The organism is Massilia varians, assembly GCF_027923905.1.
GTDB classification, from domain to species: Bacteria; Pseudomonadota; Gammaproteobacteria; order Burkholderiales; family Burkholderiaceae_D; genus Telluria; species Telluria varians_B.
Map to the genome: position 1 here is coordinate 2807222 of NZ_AP026966.1, position 15285 is coordinate 2822506.

Sequence of the window (15285 nt, forward strand, 5' to 3'; positions counted from 1 at the left end):
CGGTCAAGCCGGCGCCGTCGATCACATTTTCTGGGAGTAGGAACACATGAGCGACCAAGCATTCTATAGCGGCCTGCAATCGAAACTCGAGACGCTGCGCAGCGACGGCCTGTTCAAGCCGGAGCGCGTGATCGCTTCGCGCCAGGGCTCCGAAGTGGTGTCCCAGGACGGCCGCACGCTCATCAATATGTGCGCCAACAACTACCTCGGCCTGTCCGGGGACGAACAGACCTCCCGGGCCGCCGCGGCCGCGCTGGAAAAATACGGCTACGGCCTGTCCTCGGTGCGCTTCATCTGCGGCACCCAGACCGTGCACAAGGAACTCGAAGCCAAGCTGTCGGAATTCCTCGGCACCGAAGACACCATCCTGTACGCGGCCGCATTCGACGCCAACGGCGGCGTGTTCGAGCCGCTGTTCGACGAGAACGACGCGATCATCTCGGACGCCCTGAACCACGCCTCGATCATCGACGGCGTGCGCCTGTGCAAGGCGGCGCGCTACCGCTACGCCAACAACGACATGGCGGACCTGGAAAAGCAGCTGATCGCCGCGACGGACGCCGGCAAGCGCCACAAGATCATCGTCACCGACGGCGTGTTCTCGATGGACGGCACCATCGCCCAGCTGGATAGCATCGTCGAGCTGGCCGAGAAATACGGCGCCCTGACCATGATCGACGAATCGCACGCCTCCGGCTTCATGGGCAAGACCGGGCGCGGCACCCACGAGCACTGCGGCGTCATCGGCAAGATCGACATCATCACCGGCACCCTGGGCAAGGCCCTGGGCGGCGCGATGGGCGGCTTCACCTCGGGCCGCCGCGAAGTCATCGAGACCCTGCGCCAGAAGTCGCGTCCCTACCTGTTCTCGAACACCCTGGCGCCGATGATCGCCGGCGCATCCCTGGCGGTGCTGGACCGCATCTCCAAGTCGACCGAGCTGCGCGACCGCCTGATGGAAAACACCGCCTACTTCCGCCAGGAGATCGAGCGCATCGGCTTCACCATCAAGCCGGGCACCCATCCGGTGGTGCCGGTGATGCTGTTCGACGCGCCGGTGGCCCAGAAATTCGCGGCCCGCATGTTCGAACTGGGCGTGCTGCTGTCGGGCTTCTTCTACCCGGTGGTGCCGATGGGCCAGGCGCGCGTGCGCGTCCAGCTGTCGGCGGCGCACACCCGCGAGCAGCTCGACACCGTCCTCAAAGCCTTCGAACAAGCCGGCAAAGAGCTGGGCATCCTCAAGAATCAATAAGATCGGAACGACACAATGGAACGCATCCTCATCATCGGCGCCAACGGCCAGATCGGCAGCGAGCTGGTCACCGCCCTGGCCGAGCAGCACGGCGAACAGAACGTGCTGGCCTCGGACATCGGCGCCAACAACGTCTACGGCGCCGCGCGCTATACCCAGCTCGACGTGCTGGACCGCGAACGCCTGGCGGCCCTGATCGACAGCGAAGGCATCACCCAGGTCTACCAGCTGGCGGCGCTGCTGTCGGCCACCGGCGAGAAGGCGCCGCTCAAGGCCTGGACGCTGAACATGGACGGCCTGCTCAACATCCTGGAAGTCGCGCGCGAGCGCCTCGAGGCGGGCAAGCCGCTGAAGGTGTTCTGGCCGTCCTCGATCGCCGCCTTCGGCCCCAACACCCCGGCCGAGAACACGGCGCAGTACACGGTCATGGATCCGACCACGATCTACGGCATCAGCAAGCTGGCCGGCGAGCGCCTGTGCGAGTACTACCACAGCAAGTACGGCGTCGACGTGCGCTCGATCCGCTACCCCGGCATCATCAGCTTCAAGTCGCCTCCGGGCGGCGGCACCACCGACTACGCGATCGCCATCTTCCACGCGGCGCTCAAGGGCGAGACCTACGAATGCTTCCTGGGCCCGGAAACCACGCTGCCGATGATCTACATGCCGGACGCGATTCGTGCGACCATCGAGCTGATGGACGCGCCGGGCGAGAAGGTGGCGATCCGTTCCTCGTACAATGTAGCGGGCGTGTCCTTCAACCCGCGCGAACTGGCCGCCGCCATCCAGAAGGCGGTCCCGGGCTTCGAGATCGCCTACAAGCCGGACAGCCGCCAGCAGATTGCCGATACCTGGCCAAAGAGCCTGGACGACAGCCGCGCGGCGCAGGACTGGGGCTGGAAGGCGCGCATTGGCGTCGACGAGATGGTCGACAGCATGCTGAAGAACATTGACGTGGGCATCGCAGCGTAAATGCGCGCCTGAGTCCTTGCATTAACCACAATAATAAAAAACTGAAGAGTCGAGACAACGATGGACATGAGTGTTTTTGATCTGTTCAAGATCGGTATCGGGCCGTCGAGCTCCCACACGGTGGGACCGATGGTGGCGGCGCGCCGCTTCTTGCTGGAGTGCGGTGCGCTCGAGCAGGCGGTGGGGGTCGAGGCGCACCTGTACGGCTCGCTGGCCCTGACCGGGGTCGGCCATGCCACCGACAAGGCCGTGATCCTGGGCCTGATGGGCGAGACTCCGCAGGGCGTGGATCCGGAGTCGGTCGAGGACAGGCTGGCCGAAGCCGAGATGGACGGCGTGTTGAGGCTGCTGGGCGAGAAGGAAGTCCCGTTCCAGTACGCCACCGGCCTGGTGTGGCACAAGCAGTCGACCCTGCCGGAACACCCGAACGGCATGAAGTTCGTGCTCAAGCTGGCGGACGGCAGCATCGTCGAGCGCATCTACTACTCGGTGGGCGGCGGCTTCATCACCGCGGCGGGCGAAAGCCAGAACCGCGCGGGCGAGCCGGCGTCGACGCGGGTGCCTTTCCCGTTCGGCACCATGAGCGAGCTGCTGGCGCAGGGCAGGGAATACGGCCTGTCGATCCCGCACATGCTGCGCGCGAACGAACTGGCGCGCATGAGCGAGGACGAGCTGGACGCGGGCCTGGACCGCATCTGGGACACCATGCGCGAGTGTATCGCCCACGGCCTGGTCACCGAGGGCCAGCTGCCGGGCGGCCTGAACGTCAAGCGCCGCGCGGCCAAATTGTGGAAGCAGGCGCACTGCCTCGAGGGCAAGCGCGTCAATGAGCTGCCGCATGATGCGACGCACCACGTGACGCTCTACGCGATGGCGGTCAACGAAGAAAACGCGGCCGGCGGCCGGGTGGTCACCGCGCCGACCAATGGCGCGGCCGGCATCATCCCGGCGGTGCTGCGCTACTACGCCGAGGATTGCCGCCCGAGCGACCCGGTCAAGGGCATCCGCGATTTCCTCTTGAGCGCCGCCGCGATCGGCATGCTGTGCAAGAAGAACGCTTCGATCTCGGGCGCCGAGATCGGCTGCCAGGGCGAAGTCGGCGTCGCCTGCGCGATGGCGGCCGCCGGCCTGGTGGCGGCACTGGGCGGCTCCAACGAGCGCATCGAGAACGCGGCGGAGATCGGCATCGAGCACCACCTCGGCATGACCTGCGACCCGATCGGCGGGCTGGTGCAGATTCCCTGCATCGAACGCAACGGCATGGGGGCGATCAAGGCGATCACCGCGGCCTCGCTGGCCCTGAAGGGCGACGGCACCCACTTCGTCAGCCTGGACAACGTGATCGAGACCATGCGCCAGACCGGCGCCGACATGCAGGTGAAGTACAAGGAGACCTCGCTGGGCGGTCTCGCCGTGCACGTCGTGACGGTCAATCACGCGGCCTGCTGAAGCAGGCCGGTACCGGGGCCGCGCGCGGGCGCGGCCCCGTTTTTTTTGCAGCACAGCATACGAAGCGTTCGGGCGCTATAATAAAAGTTCAACTTTGGCCCCAACCGGATCCCGACCCGTATGCATTACGTCTCCACCCGCGCGACCAGCGCGTCCGCAGCACGCAATCCCCAGCGCTTCTCCGACATCCTGCTAGCGGGCCTGGCCCCGGACGGCGGCTTGTACCTGCCTGAAACATACCCGCAGGTCAGCGGCGCGGAACTGGACGCCTGGCGCAAGCTCTCCTACGCCGAACTCGCCTACGAAATCCTGCGCAAGTTCGCCACCGACATCCCCGACGCCGACCTGCGCGCCCTGACCGCGAAGACCTACACCCCCGAGGTCTACCGCAATGCCCGTGCGGGCGAAGCAGCCGCCGACATCACGCCGCTGCGCGTGCTGGAAGACGGCGCGGCGGGCAAGCTGGTGCTGCAGGCCCTGTCGAACGGGCCGACCCTGGCCTTCAAGGACATGGCCATGCAACTGCTCGGCAACCTGTTCGAGTACGCGCTGGCGAAGAACAACGACGAACTGAACATCTTCGGGGCCACCTCGGGCGATACCGGCAGCGCCGCCGAGTACGCGATGCGCGGCAAGCGCGGCGTGCGCGTGTTCATGCTGTCCCCGCACAAGAAGATGAGCGCCTTCCAGACCGCGCAGATGTTCAGCCTGCAGGACCCGAACATCTTCAACATCGCCGTCGAAGGCGTGTTCGACGACTGCCAGGACATGGTCAAGGCGGTGTCGGGCGACCTGTCCTTCAAGGCACGCCACAAGATCGGCACCGTCAACTCGATCAACTGGGCGCGCGTGGTAGCGCAGGTGGTGTACTACTTCCGCGGCTATCTTGGCGCCACCACCGATAACTCCCAGAAGGTCTCGTTCACCGTCCCCTCGGGGAACTTCGGCAACATCTGCGCCGGCCACATCGCCCGCATGATGGGCCTGCCGATCGACAAGCTGGTCGCCGCCACTAACGAGAACGACGTGCTCGACGAATTCTTCCGCACCGGCAGGTACCGCGTGCGCAAGGCTGCCGAGACCTTCCACACCAGCAGCCCGTCGATGGACATCTCGAAGGCGTCCAATTTCGAGCGCTTCGTGTACGAACTGGTGGGCCGCGACGCCGAGCGCACCCATGCCCTGTTCCGCAAGGTCGACACCGATGGCGGCTTCGACCTGTCGGGCGGCCCGGGCAGCGATGGTGACGAGTGGAAGCTGGTGGGACAGTACGGTTTCGCCTCGGGCAAATCGACCCACGCCGACCGCCTGGCGACGATCCGCGACGTGTTCGACGACTATGGCATCACCATCGATACCCACACCGCGGACGGCATCAAGGTCGCGCGCGAGCACCTGGCGCCCGGGGTGCCGATGATCGTGCTGGAAACCGCGCTGGCCGCCAAGTTCAACGAGACCATCCTGGAAGCGCTGGGCGAGGATGCCGAACGCCCGGCCGGCTTCGAAGGCATCGAAGCGCTGCCGCAGCGCTTCGTGGTCATGCGCCCCGATGTGGAGGCCATGAAGGCCTACATCGCCCAGCACACGGGCTTGTAGAATGAAGCCCGCCATGCTGTCCGTACGCGAGGCCCTGGGCCAGTTGCTCGACGCGGCGCGCCCGGTGCCGGACACCGAGACGGTGCCGACCCTGGAGGCCAACGGCCGCGTGCTCGCCGAAGACCAGCGCGCGACCATCGACGTGCCGTCCGCCGACAATACCCAGATGGACGGCTACGCGGTGCGCGCGGCGGACTGCGCGAGCGGTAGCGCGACCTTGCGCGTGAGCCAGCGCATCGCCGCCGGCAGCGTCGGCGAGCCGCTGGAACCCGGCACCGCCGCCCGTATCTTCACCGGCGCCCTGATTCCGCCCGGCGCCGACGCGGTCGTGATGCAGGAGCAGTGCGAGGTGGTGGGCGACAGCGTCACCGTGCGCCATGCGCCGCGTCCAGGGGAGTGGATCCGCCGCCGCGGCGAGGACGTCGCGGCCGGCGCCGTGATCCTGCCGGCCGGCACCCGCCTGCGCAGCCAGGAGCTCGGCCTGGCCGCCTCGGTGGGCCTGGCCAGGTTGCCGGTACGGCGCCGGGCGCGGGTCGCGGTGTTCTTCACCGGCGACGAACTGGCCATGCCGGGCGAGCCCTTGCAGCCGGGCGCCATCTACAACTCCAACCGTTTCACCCTGCGCGGCCTGCTGGAGAACTTCGGCTGCGCATTCACCGACTACGGCATCGTGCCGGATTCGCTGGACGCCACCCGCGCCACGTTGCGCGAGGCGGCCCGCGAGCATGACCTGATCATCACCTCGGGCGGCGTGTCGGTCGGCGAGGAAGATCACATCAAACCCGCCGTCGAAGCCGAAGGACGGCTGAACCTGTGGCAGATCGCCGTCAAGCCGGGCAAGCCGCTCGCCTTCGGCGACATCCGCAGGAAGGATGGCGCTTGCTACTTCATCGGCTTGCCGGGCAATCCGGTATCGAGCTTCATCACCTTCCTGCTGTTCGTGCGGCCCTTCCTGCTGCGCCTGCAGGGCGTGAGCGGACCGGTGGAGCCGCGCGGCTATTCTCTGCGCGCCGACTTCACGCTGCCGAAGGGCGACCGCCGCAACGAGTTCCTGCGCGTGCGCGTGAACGCGGCCGGCGGCCTCGACCTGTTCCCCAACCAGGGCTCGGGCGTGCTGACCTCGACCGTCTGGGGCGACGGACTGGTGGACAATCCGCCGGGCCAGGCGATCCTCGAAGGCGACCTGGTACGCTTCATCCCCTTCGACGGACTACAGCATTAGGAAACACATGAGAATCACATTACGGTATTTCGCGTCGGTGCGCGAGAAGCTCGGCAGCGCCCAGGAAAGCCTGGAGTTGCCCGATGGCGTGGCGACCGTGGGCGCGGTGCGCGCGCATCTGGCTGCGCGCGGCGGCGTGTGGGCCGAGGCCCTGGGGCCGCAGCAGCCGGTGCGCATGGCCTACCGGCAGGTGATGTGCGGGCCGGACACGGCGGTATCCGACGGCGCCGAAGTGGCATTCTTCCCGCCCGTGACGGGCGGTTGAGGCGGGCGCTGCCGGCGCCCGCCCGTTCGACATCAGATCACCGCGATCGACTGCTCCGCCAGCGCCAGCAGCCTGGCGCAGTTCGCGCTGCGCTCGCCGTACTCGCGCCATGCATTGGTGCGCGCCACCGCCTGCCACTTGCGCAGCGCTTCCGCGTTCAGATCGACGATCTGGGCGCCGCTCTTGGCATACACCGTTGCCACCGCGGCGTCGTCGGTGCGCGCGGCCTTGAGCGCAAAGGCTTCCATTTCGGCGCCCACCGCCATCACCGCGGCCTGCTGCTGCTTGGTGAGGCGCTCGAACACGGTGCGCGACATCATCAGGGGCTCGAACATGAACCAGTAGGCGCCGCCGCGCGCGGTGGTGAGGGCGCGCGCCGATTCCTGCAGGCGGAACGAGATCAGGGAGGTCGAGGACGTCAGCGCCGCGTCGAGCCGGCCTTCGCGCATGGCGGCGGGAATCTCGTTGGACGGCATGTTGGCCACGGTGGCGCCGGCGTCGAGCAGCAGGCGGTCCATTTCCGGCGAGCCGCCGCGTACCTTGAGGCCGGCCACGTCTTCCGGATGCACGATCGGCTTGCCACGCGAGGCGACCCCGCCGGCCTGCCAGATCCAGCTGACCACGACCAGGCCCTGGTCGTTCAGGATGCGGGTCAGTTCGCGGCCGATCGGCGCATTCTTCCACGCATACCCCTGCTCGTACGAGGTCACCAGGCCGGGCATCAGGCCGATGTTGGCTTCCGGCGCCTCGGCGCCGGCGTAGGACAGCGGCACCAGGGCCATGTCCAGGCCGCCGGTGCGCAGCGCGCCGATCTGGGCATTCGGGGCCATCAGGCTGGCGCCCGGGTGGATCGAGAACTTCAGGCTGCCGCGGGTGCGCCGTTCGACGTTGGCCGCGAACATGCGGCACAAGCGGTCGCGGAAGTCGCCTTCGGCCAGGCTGGCGCGCGGAAACTGGTGGGAGATTTTCAGATTTGGCTGCGCCCATGCGGACTGCATCCAGAGTGGACTGGACGCGATTGCGCCCAGTATCGTCCTACGGGGCATTGCTGCCCTTGTCATTACCGACATACACATCCTCCAAGATGTTGAAACGGACTGCTTTGGCGAATCGTGACCGGCCTCGTCGAGCGGGCGCCATCGTTCGTTGTAGCGGGTACAAGAATATTCCTGTTACATGTATTGTCAAGCAGAATCTTATGGATATGACAAATGCATGCATATGCCAGGGCGGCAGTATGCCCGCGCCGCCCGGGTCCGTCTTGATCCAGTCTGGAGGACGCGCGGATCAGCGCTTGGCGTCCGGATGGCGGCACATCGCGCAGCTTGCGCCGCGGTCGGCCCGGTAGTAGCGCGAGCCGATGAATATGGCGGCCGACATCAGCGACCAGGCCAGCGATTCGCGCCAGCCGGTTTCGAAAGCCTCGCCGCGCAGGAACACGTCGATCGCGACCAGCAGCGCGAACATCGAGCTGGCCGCCAGCAGGTACTGCCCACTCCAGTAGATCAGCTTTTGCATCACTTTCTCCTTATTGTGTTCACAGCTTCTTGAGGAAACGGCGGACCGCATCGGCCACCGCTTCGGGCTGGTCGACCATCGCGAAGTGGCGCGCCTTGTCGATGGCCTCGGCCTCCAGGCGCGGGGTGCCGCTCATCAGCTCCCGATAATACGCCAGCTTGTCGGCGCTGGTGATGTTATTCAGCACCACGGCATCCGGCGCGAAGTAGGGCACCAGCATCAACACCGGGGCCTGGACACCCGCCAGGCCGGGGCGCAGGTCGCGTGCCAGGATCGCGCCCATGTAGGCGGCGACGGCGGCCGGATCGCTGCGCGCGCTGAGCCTGGCCGCGTCGTCGGCCTTGCCGAGGTCGACCATGCCGATGCTGCGCATGTACTGGTGCTGCTGGGACGCGAATGCCGGCGCGGTAAGCGCAGCCATCTGCCTGCGGATGCCCTCGGCCATCGCCGCGCGCTGCTCCGGCGCCATCTCCTCGGTGCGCGGGAACACCGGCAGGCCGTCGATCGCGACCACGCCGCCCACCTGCTGCGGCAAGTCCTGGGCCAGCGCCAGCGCCAGCGTCGCGCCCAGGCTGTGGCCGACCAGCACCGGCTTCGACAGCTTGCGCGAGGCGATCAGCTCGGTGAGCGCGCCCTTGGCCGCATCGAATGGATCGCCGGCCACGGCCGGGCGGCCGTCGAAGCCGGGCAGGGTGACGACGTAGACGGTGTGGGCCGGGACGAAATCGCGCACCATCTGGCCCCACACCCAGCCGCCGCTGGACAGGCCCGGCACCAGCACCAGGGGGCGCGCGCCGCTGCCGTGGCGCTCGACCAGCATGCCCTTGATCTCGAAGCGTTCGGCGGGCGTGGGCTGGGCGGCGAAGCGGTTCGGCGCTTCGACCGGGGTCTGGGCCGTGGCGCCGGATGCAAGGGTGGCGCCGGCCAGGCCGACGAGTAGTGCGAACAACAGGGATGCTTTCATGCTGACTTCTGGTCTGGGGTGAAGATCGATTCGATCGGTAGTTGGAACAGCCTGGCGATCGCGAAGGCCAGCGGCAGGCTGGGATCGTAGCGGCCGGTCTCGATCGCGTTCACGCTCTGGCGCGATACGTCGAGCATGTCGGCCAGCTCGGCCTGGCTCCAGCCGCGCTCGGCCCGCAGGGCTCGGATATGGTTGTTCATCGGTCGAGCAGTTTGCGTGCAAGCTGGACCAGGATGGTGGCCCCGCACAGAACGCACCACACGGTAAACATGGACAGCTTCGGGTAGCCGGCCGTCTCCAGGAAGCCGTAGCTGAACGTCAGCCCGGCGGTGATGGCCGCCGCCAGGGCGACGTTCTCCAGGAGGCGCATGCGCAGGTATTCGTCGATCCGTCCGAAGTGGCGCGCGATCACCCACAGCGCCGCGCAAAAGCCGATCATCGGCGACAGCAGCACCAGCGTGCGCGGCACGCCTTCTTCCATCGGCCGGCCCCAGTGGATCGCGGCGACCAGCAGGACCATGTACAGCCCCAGTGCGCCCATCAGTTCACGGAGGTAGACTTTTCCCACCCGTTTCTCGTGCATGACATCCTCCCCGAAGTAAAGTATGCTTTACATCGTAGTCAAGCGAACTTGACATGTCAAGCTCCCTTTACATCGTCTTGCGCATTTTATGCAAGGCGCAAACTCGACTACAATGCCGCTCCTTCGCCTTCCCCGATATTGCCGATGAACCAGCAGCCCAACCGAAGCAAACGCGTCGCCGTGATCGGCGCCGGTCCCGCCGGCCTGATGGCGGCCGAAACCCTGGCCGCGGGCGGGGTGCAGGTCGACGTCTACGATGCGATGCCGTCGAGCGGCCGCAAGTTCCTGCTGGCCGGGAAGGGCGGGATGAACATCACCCATTCGGAGCCGCTGGCGGCCTTCCGCGGCCGCTATCGCGAGCGCGAGCGTGAAGTCGGGCGCTGGCTGGACGGCTTCGACCCGCAGGCGGTGCGCGACTGGATCCATGGGCTCGGCATCGACACGTTCGTCGGCAGCTCGGGACGCGTGTTTCCGCGCGAGATGAAGGCCGCGCCGCTGCTGCGCGCCTGGCTGCACCGGCTGCGCGAGGCCGGGGTGCGCTTCCACATGCGGCACCGCTGGCTGGGCTGGCAGGATGGCCGCCTGCGCCTGGCTGCGCCTGACGGGGAAATCCTGCTGGATGCCGACGCCACCGTGCTGGCCCTGGGCGGCGCCAGCTGGGCGCGGCTCGGCTCGGACGGCGCCTGGGTGCCGCTGCTGGCCGGACGCGGCGTCGAGGTGGCGCCCCTGGTCCCGGCCAACTGCGGCTTCGACGTCGACTGGAGCGCGCATTTCAGGGACAAGCATGCGGGCGCGCCGCTCACCACCGTGGCGCTGGCCTGGCGCGGCGCCGGGGGCGCGCTGGAGAAGCGCCAGGGCCAGTTCGTCGTCACCAGTTCCGGCATCGAGGGCAGCTTGGTGTACGCTGTCTCGGCGCCGCTGCGCGAGCAGATCGCGGCCGCCGGCAGCGCCACCATCTGGCTCGACCTGCTGCCCGACCTCGACGCGGCGCGCGTGCTGGCCGAGGTGGCGCGGCCGCGCGGTTCGCGCTCGATGTCGAGCCACCTGCAGGGGCGCCTGGGAATCAAGGGCGTGAAAGCCGGCCTGCTGCACGAATGCCTGTCGAAGGAAGCCTATGCCGATCCGGGCCAGCTGGCGCGTGCGCTGAAGGCCTTGCAGCTTGTCCTGGTGCGCCCGCGTCCGATCGATGAGGCGATCAGCAGTGCCGGTGGCGTGCGTTTCGAGGCGCTCGATGGCGAGAGCAGCATGCTGCGCGGCGTGCCGGGCGTGTTCGTGGCGGGCGAGATGCTCGACTGGGAGGCGCCGACCGGCGGCTACCTGCTCACCGCCTGCTTCGGCAGCGGCCGCGCCGCCGGGCGCGACGCGCTCGCCTACCTGGGCATCAATCGCTGAAGGTCACCGTACCGCTGCCGCTGCGGCTGACGCTGCGCTCGGCAGGATTGCCGGTCACTTCGATGTCGCCGCTGCCCGAGATCGAGGCCGCGACGCTTCTTCGCGCGTGCACCGTGCTGCGTCCGGAGCCGGTCTGGCTCACCTCGACCTTGTCGGCGCGCAGGTGGCGCGCATCGAGCTCGCCGGAACCGCTGGCATTGGCGTGCAGTTCGCGGGTGCCGCCGACGATGGTCAGGTGGCCGGATCCGGTCAGGAGCGCGTCGAAGCGCTCGATGCTTGGGCCCGCATTCAGGTCCAGTTCGCCGCTGCCGCTGAGGGCCGCATCGACCTGGCGGAAGCGCCCGTTGAAGCGCAGGCTGCCCGAACCCTGCATGCGCGCTTCGATGCGCTGGCCCGAGAAGCCGTTGACGGTGCTGTCGCCGCTGCCGTCGATCTTGATGCTGTCCAGGCGCGGCAGCACCAGATCCACCTGCAGCGGGCGGCGGTGCCCCAGCACCATGCCGCGCAGGCCGATGTGCAGGACGTCGCCGTCGGCGTTCACGTCGACGTTGTTGAGCAGGCGCGCCTCGCCGCGCACCTCGAGCGCGGGCGCCGCGCCATAGCGCACGTTCAGGTCGATCGGCCCGTCCAGGTCGATCGCCTTGATGGCGGCCGGCACCTCGCGCTTCTCGCTGCTCATCCTGCGCCCCTCGCTGGCCGCGGTCGCGCCATTCGCGCGCAGCGCGGCATAACTCAGGCCGATCAGGACGAAGGCCAGCAGCAGGAGGCTGAATCCGACTTTCAGCAATGCACGCATGCTCAAGCCCCCCTCAACAGCGACAGATTCATCCTGACATAGCGCTTCAGGCCGATGAAGGTGTACTTGGTGATCACCAGCGACAGCAGGAACAGCAGGATCCCGCCGAGCACCATGGCGAACCCGACCAGGGTCTGGGTGGTGCGCGACTCGCCGTCCATGTCGGTGCTGATCTGGATGCCGGCATCGGCGACCTTCTCGGCGCGGCGGATGACGATCGAGGACTTCGCCACCTCGGCCGGGTCGTCGGCGACGCCGCCGTCTGCGTCCGGTTCTTCCTCGTAGACGTGGATGCCCTGCTTGCCGATCGAGACCCGGGTGCGGCTGTTCTCGACCGTCTCGCGGCGCGCGCCGTCGGCCATGACTTCGATCCGGTGCAGCGGATTGTTCAGCACCAGCTCGTTGGCGCCGGCCAGGCCGCTGGCAGTGATCGCGATGCCCGACACGTAGAAACCGAGCGCGGTGCCGTAGGCCGCGACCAGCAGCGAGGCGACCACGGCCGCGGGGATCGCCATGAACAGGTTAAACACCAGCAAGCCAACGCCGGCGACCAGCATGCGCACGGCGTTGGCAGGGGACTTCTTTTCCTTGAACGCGTCCAGATGGGCGTTGGCGCGCAGCGTCACCGCGATTTTGCGCGGGTCGTCCAGTTCCTCGGCGATGCTCGCTTCGCTGCGGCCGGCGGCCATGCCGTCCACGAAACGCTGCTCGTACCAGGCCAGGGTCTTGGCCTGGATCTCCGGCGGCAGGCCGCCCAGGGCCCGCTTGAGGGCGTCGAGATAGTCCAGTTTGCCCATGTGCGGCGGTTCCGGTCAGTGGTGGGTGAGCGCCGGGATCGAGCCGATCGCCAGCGCGGTGTCCAGCTTGGTGCCGCCGATGAGTTCGGGCTCGACCAGCACGGCGGTGCTGAAGGCAACGAAGACCACCAGGGCCAGGGCGCGTAGGCCCACTTCAAAGTTGCTCATCTTGTTCATGATCTTGTTCAATCCGTAAGGCCTGTTTCGATGCTGCTACTTTACGGAAGTCGGCTCCTGGCCGCCATCGCCGTGCGACAGTCTGCGCTTTTCCGGGGGCAGCTTGCCGTAGGCACGGATAAGCGCGGCGGCCGCGATGCCGCTCTGCACGGCGGTCTCGAGCGTCGCCGGGTAGTCGCCGGCCGTGTAGTCGCCCGCCAGCACCAGGCCGGGCAGGGGCGTTTCATTGCCGGGCCGAACCAGTCCCGGGGTGCAGGAAAAGGTCGCGCGTTTCTCGGTGATCACCCGCGTCCACTGCGGCGCGCCCAAGTCCGGGCGGCGCAGGTCGTGGGCCAGCTGGGCCGCGATCATCTTGCCGAGCGCATCCTGCTCAAGCGCTGCCGCCGCGCCGGCGACGCTGACCACCACCGCCAGCAAACCCGGCTGGGTGGCATCGAGCTGGCCGCGGTCGAAGGCGAACTGGCCCCAGCGCTCGTGGGCCGGATCGTCGAGCAGGGCGTAGAAAGGCAGGTCGAGGCGCAGCGCCGGGTCGTACTGCAGGTAGCAGGTCGCGATCGGCTCGTAGGCCAGGTCCGCGAGCTGCCCGGCCAGGTCGGGGGCGTGCGGCGCGAGGATGGCGGCGGACTGCGTGGCGGGGGTGGCCAGCACCAGGGCGTCGAATGCAAGCTCGCCGCCGGACAGGGTAAGGCGCCAGCCGCTGCCGGCGGGCGCGACGGCCGTGAGTTTGTTGCCTAGCAGTACTTCGCCGCCATGCTGCTCGACGAAGCGCGCCGCCGCCTGCGGGAACAGGGCGCCCATGTCGATGCGCGGCAGCAGCATGTCCGAAGCCGCGCGCCGCTTGGCGCCCAGGCTGTCGCGCAGCACGGCCAGGAAAACCCGGGCCGAGGCCCGTTCCGGCGGCGTGTTCAGCGCGGCGATGCACAGTGGATGCCACAGCAGGCGGTTCAGGCGCGGGGTCTGGTCGAAGCGCGCCAGCAGTTCCTCGACCGTGCAGTCGTGATACAGCACCCAGCCCATGGTGCGCGCCGCGGTGGTGAAGCGGGCCAGGGCCAGCTTGTCGGCGCGCGCCAGTCCTTTGGCGCGCACCAGGGCGGCGACCAGGTGCAGCGGCGCCGGCCAGCGCGGGGCGACGAAGTCCATGCCGCCGCTGCCTTCGGGATAGCGCATCTGCACGGGCAGGCGCAGCAGGGCCTGTTCGGGATCGATACCGACCTGGCGTAGCAGGCGCAGGCTTGCGGCGTAGGCGCCCAGCAGGATGTGCTGGCCGTTGTCGAGCATTTTTCCGTGCACCTCGACGCCGCGCGCCCGGCCGCCCAGGCTGCGCGCGCTCTCCAGCAGGGTGACCCGGGCGCCGCCGGCCGCCAGTTCGACGGCGGCGGCGCAGCCGGCCCAGCCGCCGCCGGCCACGGCGACCCGCAGGCCGCCGCTAGGTGCGGACATAGGTCTTCCACGCCAGCCACAGCTTGCGCAGCGGCGTGAGCGAGATGCGCTGGTTCAGCACCTGGAAATCGTCGCGCGCGATCTCGTCGAGCAGGGTGCGGTAGATGGCGGCCATCATCAGGCCGGGACGCTGGGCGCGCCGGTCTTGTTTCGGCAGCAGGGCCAGGGCCTCGTCGTAGGTGCGCTGGGCGCGTTCATTCTGGAAGCGCATCAGGGCTTCGAACTTCTCGCTGTGGCGGAAGTTGAGGATGTCGGCGGCCGTCACGTTGAACTGCTGCAGTTCGTTCACCGGGATGTAGATGCGGCCCTTGCGCGCATCGTCGCCGACGTCGCGGATGATGTTGGTCAGCTGGAAGGCGAGGCCAAGCTTCTCCGCATACAGCAGGGTTTCCGGACGGGTGTAGCCGAAGATGCTGGCCGACAGGATGCCGACCACGCCGGCCACCCGCCAGCAGTACTTCTGCAGGCCGGCGAAGTCGAGGTAGCGGCTCTGGTCGAGGTCCATCTCCATGCCGTCGATGATGGCCTGCAGGTGCTGCTCTTCCAGTTGGTAGGTGGCGACGTGCGGCTGCAGCGCCTGGGTCACCGGGTGGGTGGGGCTGCCCTTGTACATGGTCGAGACCTCGGTGCGCCACCAGGCCAGCTTGATGCGCGCCACCGAGGCGTCGGAAGTCTCGTCGACGGTGTCGTCGACTTCGCGGCAGAAGGCGTACAGCGCGGTGATCGCGCGGCGGCGCTCCGGCGGCAGGAACAGGAAGCTGTAGTAGAAGCTGGAGCCGCTTTGGACCGTCTTTTGCTGGCAGTATTCGTCGGGGGACATGTATTGTTTGTTTTATTGCTGATTGCTGAGGCGAATCCGCTA

At 67.8% G+C, this 15285-nt stretch carries 17 protein-coding genes; 7 read left to right on the top strand and 10 right to left on the bottom strand.

Going from position 1 to position 15285, the window contains the following annotated elements; all coding sequences use genetic code 11:
* The first annotated feature begins 46 nt into the window (after positions 1 to 46).
* From MasN3_RS12705 to moaD, 6 genes are all read left to right on the top strand, one after another.
* Positions 47 to 1252, top strand: coding sequence for a glycine C-acetyltransferase (locus MasN3_RS12705; RefSeq protein WP_281907498.1), 1206 nt, complete (start codon positions 47 to 49; stop codon positions 1250 to 1252).
* Positions 1253 to 1267: 15 nt separating this feature from the next.
* Positions 1268 to 2224: an NAD-dependent epimerase/dehydratase family protein gene (locus tag MasN3_RS12710; RefSeq protein ID WP_281907501.1), complete on the top strand. Its 957-nt coding sequence runs from the start codon at positions 1268 to 1270 to the stop codon at positions 2222 to 2224.
* A gap of 60 nt (positions 2225 to 2284) precedes the next feature.
* Positions 2285 to 3673, top strand: a complete 1389-nt coding sequence (locus tag MasN3_RS12715; RefSeq protein WP_281907504.1) for an L-serine ammonia-lyase — start codon at positions 2285 to 2287, stop codon at positions 3671 to 3673.
* Positions 3674 to 3793: 120 nt separating this feature from the next.
* Positions 3794 to 5269, top strand: a complete 1476-nt coding sequence (gene thrC, locus MasN3_RS12720; protein ID WP_281907507.1) for a threonine synthase — start codon at positions 3794 to 3796, stop codon at positions 5267 to 5269.
* Positions 5270 to 5282: 13 nt separating this feature from the next.
* Positions 5283 to 6491: a molybdopterin molybdotransferase MoeA gene (locus MasN3_RS12725; protein WP_281907509.1), complete on the top strand. Its 1209-nt coding sequence runs from the start codon at positions 5283 to 5285 to the stop codon at positions 6489 to 6491.
* Between the two features lie 7 nt (positions 6492 to 6498).
* The gene (moaD, locus tag MasN3_RS12730; RefSeq protein ID WP_281907511.1) at positions 6499 to 6756 is read left to right on the top strand and encodes a molybdopterin converting factor subunit 1; all 258 of its coding nucleotides are present in this window, start codon (positions 6499 to 6501) and stop codon (positions 6754 to 6756) included.
* A gap of 32 nt (positions 6757 to 6788) precedes the next feature.
* Here the strand turns inward: moaD and dctP are convergent, their stop codons facing one another.
* The 5 genes from dctP to MasN3_RS12755 all read right to left on the bottom strand — a co-directional run bounded on the left by dctP (position 6789) and on the right by MasN3_RS12755 (position 9821).
* Complete coding sequence (gene dctP, locus MasN3_RS12735; protein WP_281907512.1) at positions 6789 to 7754, bottom strand: TRAP transporter substrate-binding protein DctP; 966 nt, start codon at positions 7752 to 7754, stop codon at positions 6789 to 6791.
* Between the two features lie 289 nt (positions 7755 to 8043).
* Entirely contained in the window at positions 8044 to 8274 is a 231-nt protein-coding gene (locus MasN3_RS12740) for a hypothetical protein (protein WP_281907514.1), read from the bottom strand.
* Positions 8275 to 8293: 19 nt separating this feature from the next.
* Positions 8294 to 9238, bottom strand: a complete 945-nt coding sequence (locus MasN3_RS12745) for an alpha/beta fold hydrolase (protein WP_281907517.1) — start codon at positions 9236 to 9238, stop codon at positions 8294 to 8296.
* Positions 9235 to 9438: a helix-turn-helix transcriptional regulator gene (locus MasN3_RS12750; protein ID WP_281907518.1), complete on the bottom strand. Its 204-nt coding sequence runs from the start codon at positions 9436 to 9438 to the stop codon at positions 9235 to 9237. Before MasN3_RS12750 ends, MasN3_RS12745 begins: the two co-directional genes overlap by 4 nt.
* Positions 9435 to 9821 (bottom strand): hypothetical protein, encoded by a 387-nt coding sequence (locus MasN3_RS12755; protein ID WP_281907519.1) that lies wholly within the window; start codon positions 9819 to 9821, stop codon positions 9435 to 9437. The genes MasN3_RS12750 and MasN3_RS12755 overlap by 4 nt, the downstream gene beginning before the upstream one ends.
* Before the next feature lie 144 nt (positions 9822 to 9965).
* Here MasN3_RS12755 and MasN3_RS12760 point away from each other — a divergent pair, with 144 nt between their 5' ends.
* The gene (locus MasN3_RS12760; protein ID WP_281907521.1) at positions 9966 to 11213 is read left to right on the top strand and encodes a TIGR03862 family flavoprotein; all 1248 of its coding nucleotides are present in this window, start codon (positions 9966 to 9968) and stop codon (positions 11211 to 11213) included.
* On the opposite strand, the gene MasN3_RS12765 is transcribed toward MasN3_RS12760, so the two are convergent.
* Genes MasN3_RS12765 through hpnD form a run of 5 tightly spaced genes read right to left on the bottom strand, consistent with a single transcriptional unit; the run spans position 11203 to position 15243 of the window.
* Entirely contained in the window at positions 11203 to 12009 is an 807-nt protein-coding gene (locus tag MasN3_RS12765) for a head GIN domain-containing protein (RefSeq protein WP_281907523.1), read from the bottom strand. The genes MasN3_RS12760 and MasN3_RS12765 overlap by 11 nt on opposite strands.
* Before the next feature lie 2 nt (positions 12010 to 12011).
* On the bottom strand, positions 12012 to 12806 hold the full coding sequence (locus MasN3_RS12770) for a DUF1700 domain-containing protein (protein WP_281907525.1): 795 nt from the start codon (positions 12804 to 12806) through the stop codon (positions 12012 to 12014).
* A 15-nt stretch (positions 12807 to 12821) separates the two neighbouring features.
* Positions 12822 to 12983 (bottom strand): hypothetical protein, encoded by a 162-nt coding sequence (locus MasN3_RS12775; protein WP_281907526.1) that lies wholly within the window; start codon positions 12981 to 12983, stop codon positions 12822 to 12824.
* A 36-nt stretch (positions 12984 to 13019) separates the two neighbouring features.
* Complete coding sequence (gene hpnE / locus MasN3_RS12780; RefSeq protein WP_281907527.1) at positions 13020 to 14423, bottom strand: hydroxysqualene dehydroxylase HpnE; 1404 nt, start codon at positions 14421 to 14423, stop codon at positions 13020 to 13022.
* Positions 14410 to 15243, bottom strand: a complete 834-nt coding sequence (gene hpnD / locus MasN3_RS12785; protein WP_281907528.1) for a presqualene diphosphate synthase HpnD — start codon at positions 15241 to 15243, stop codon at positions 14410 to 14412. The genes hpnE and hpnD overlap by 14 nt, the downstream gene beginning before the upstream one ends.
* Positions 15244 to 15285 lie beyond the last annotated feature (42 nt).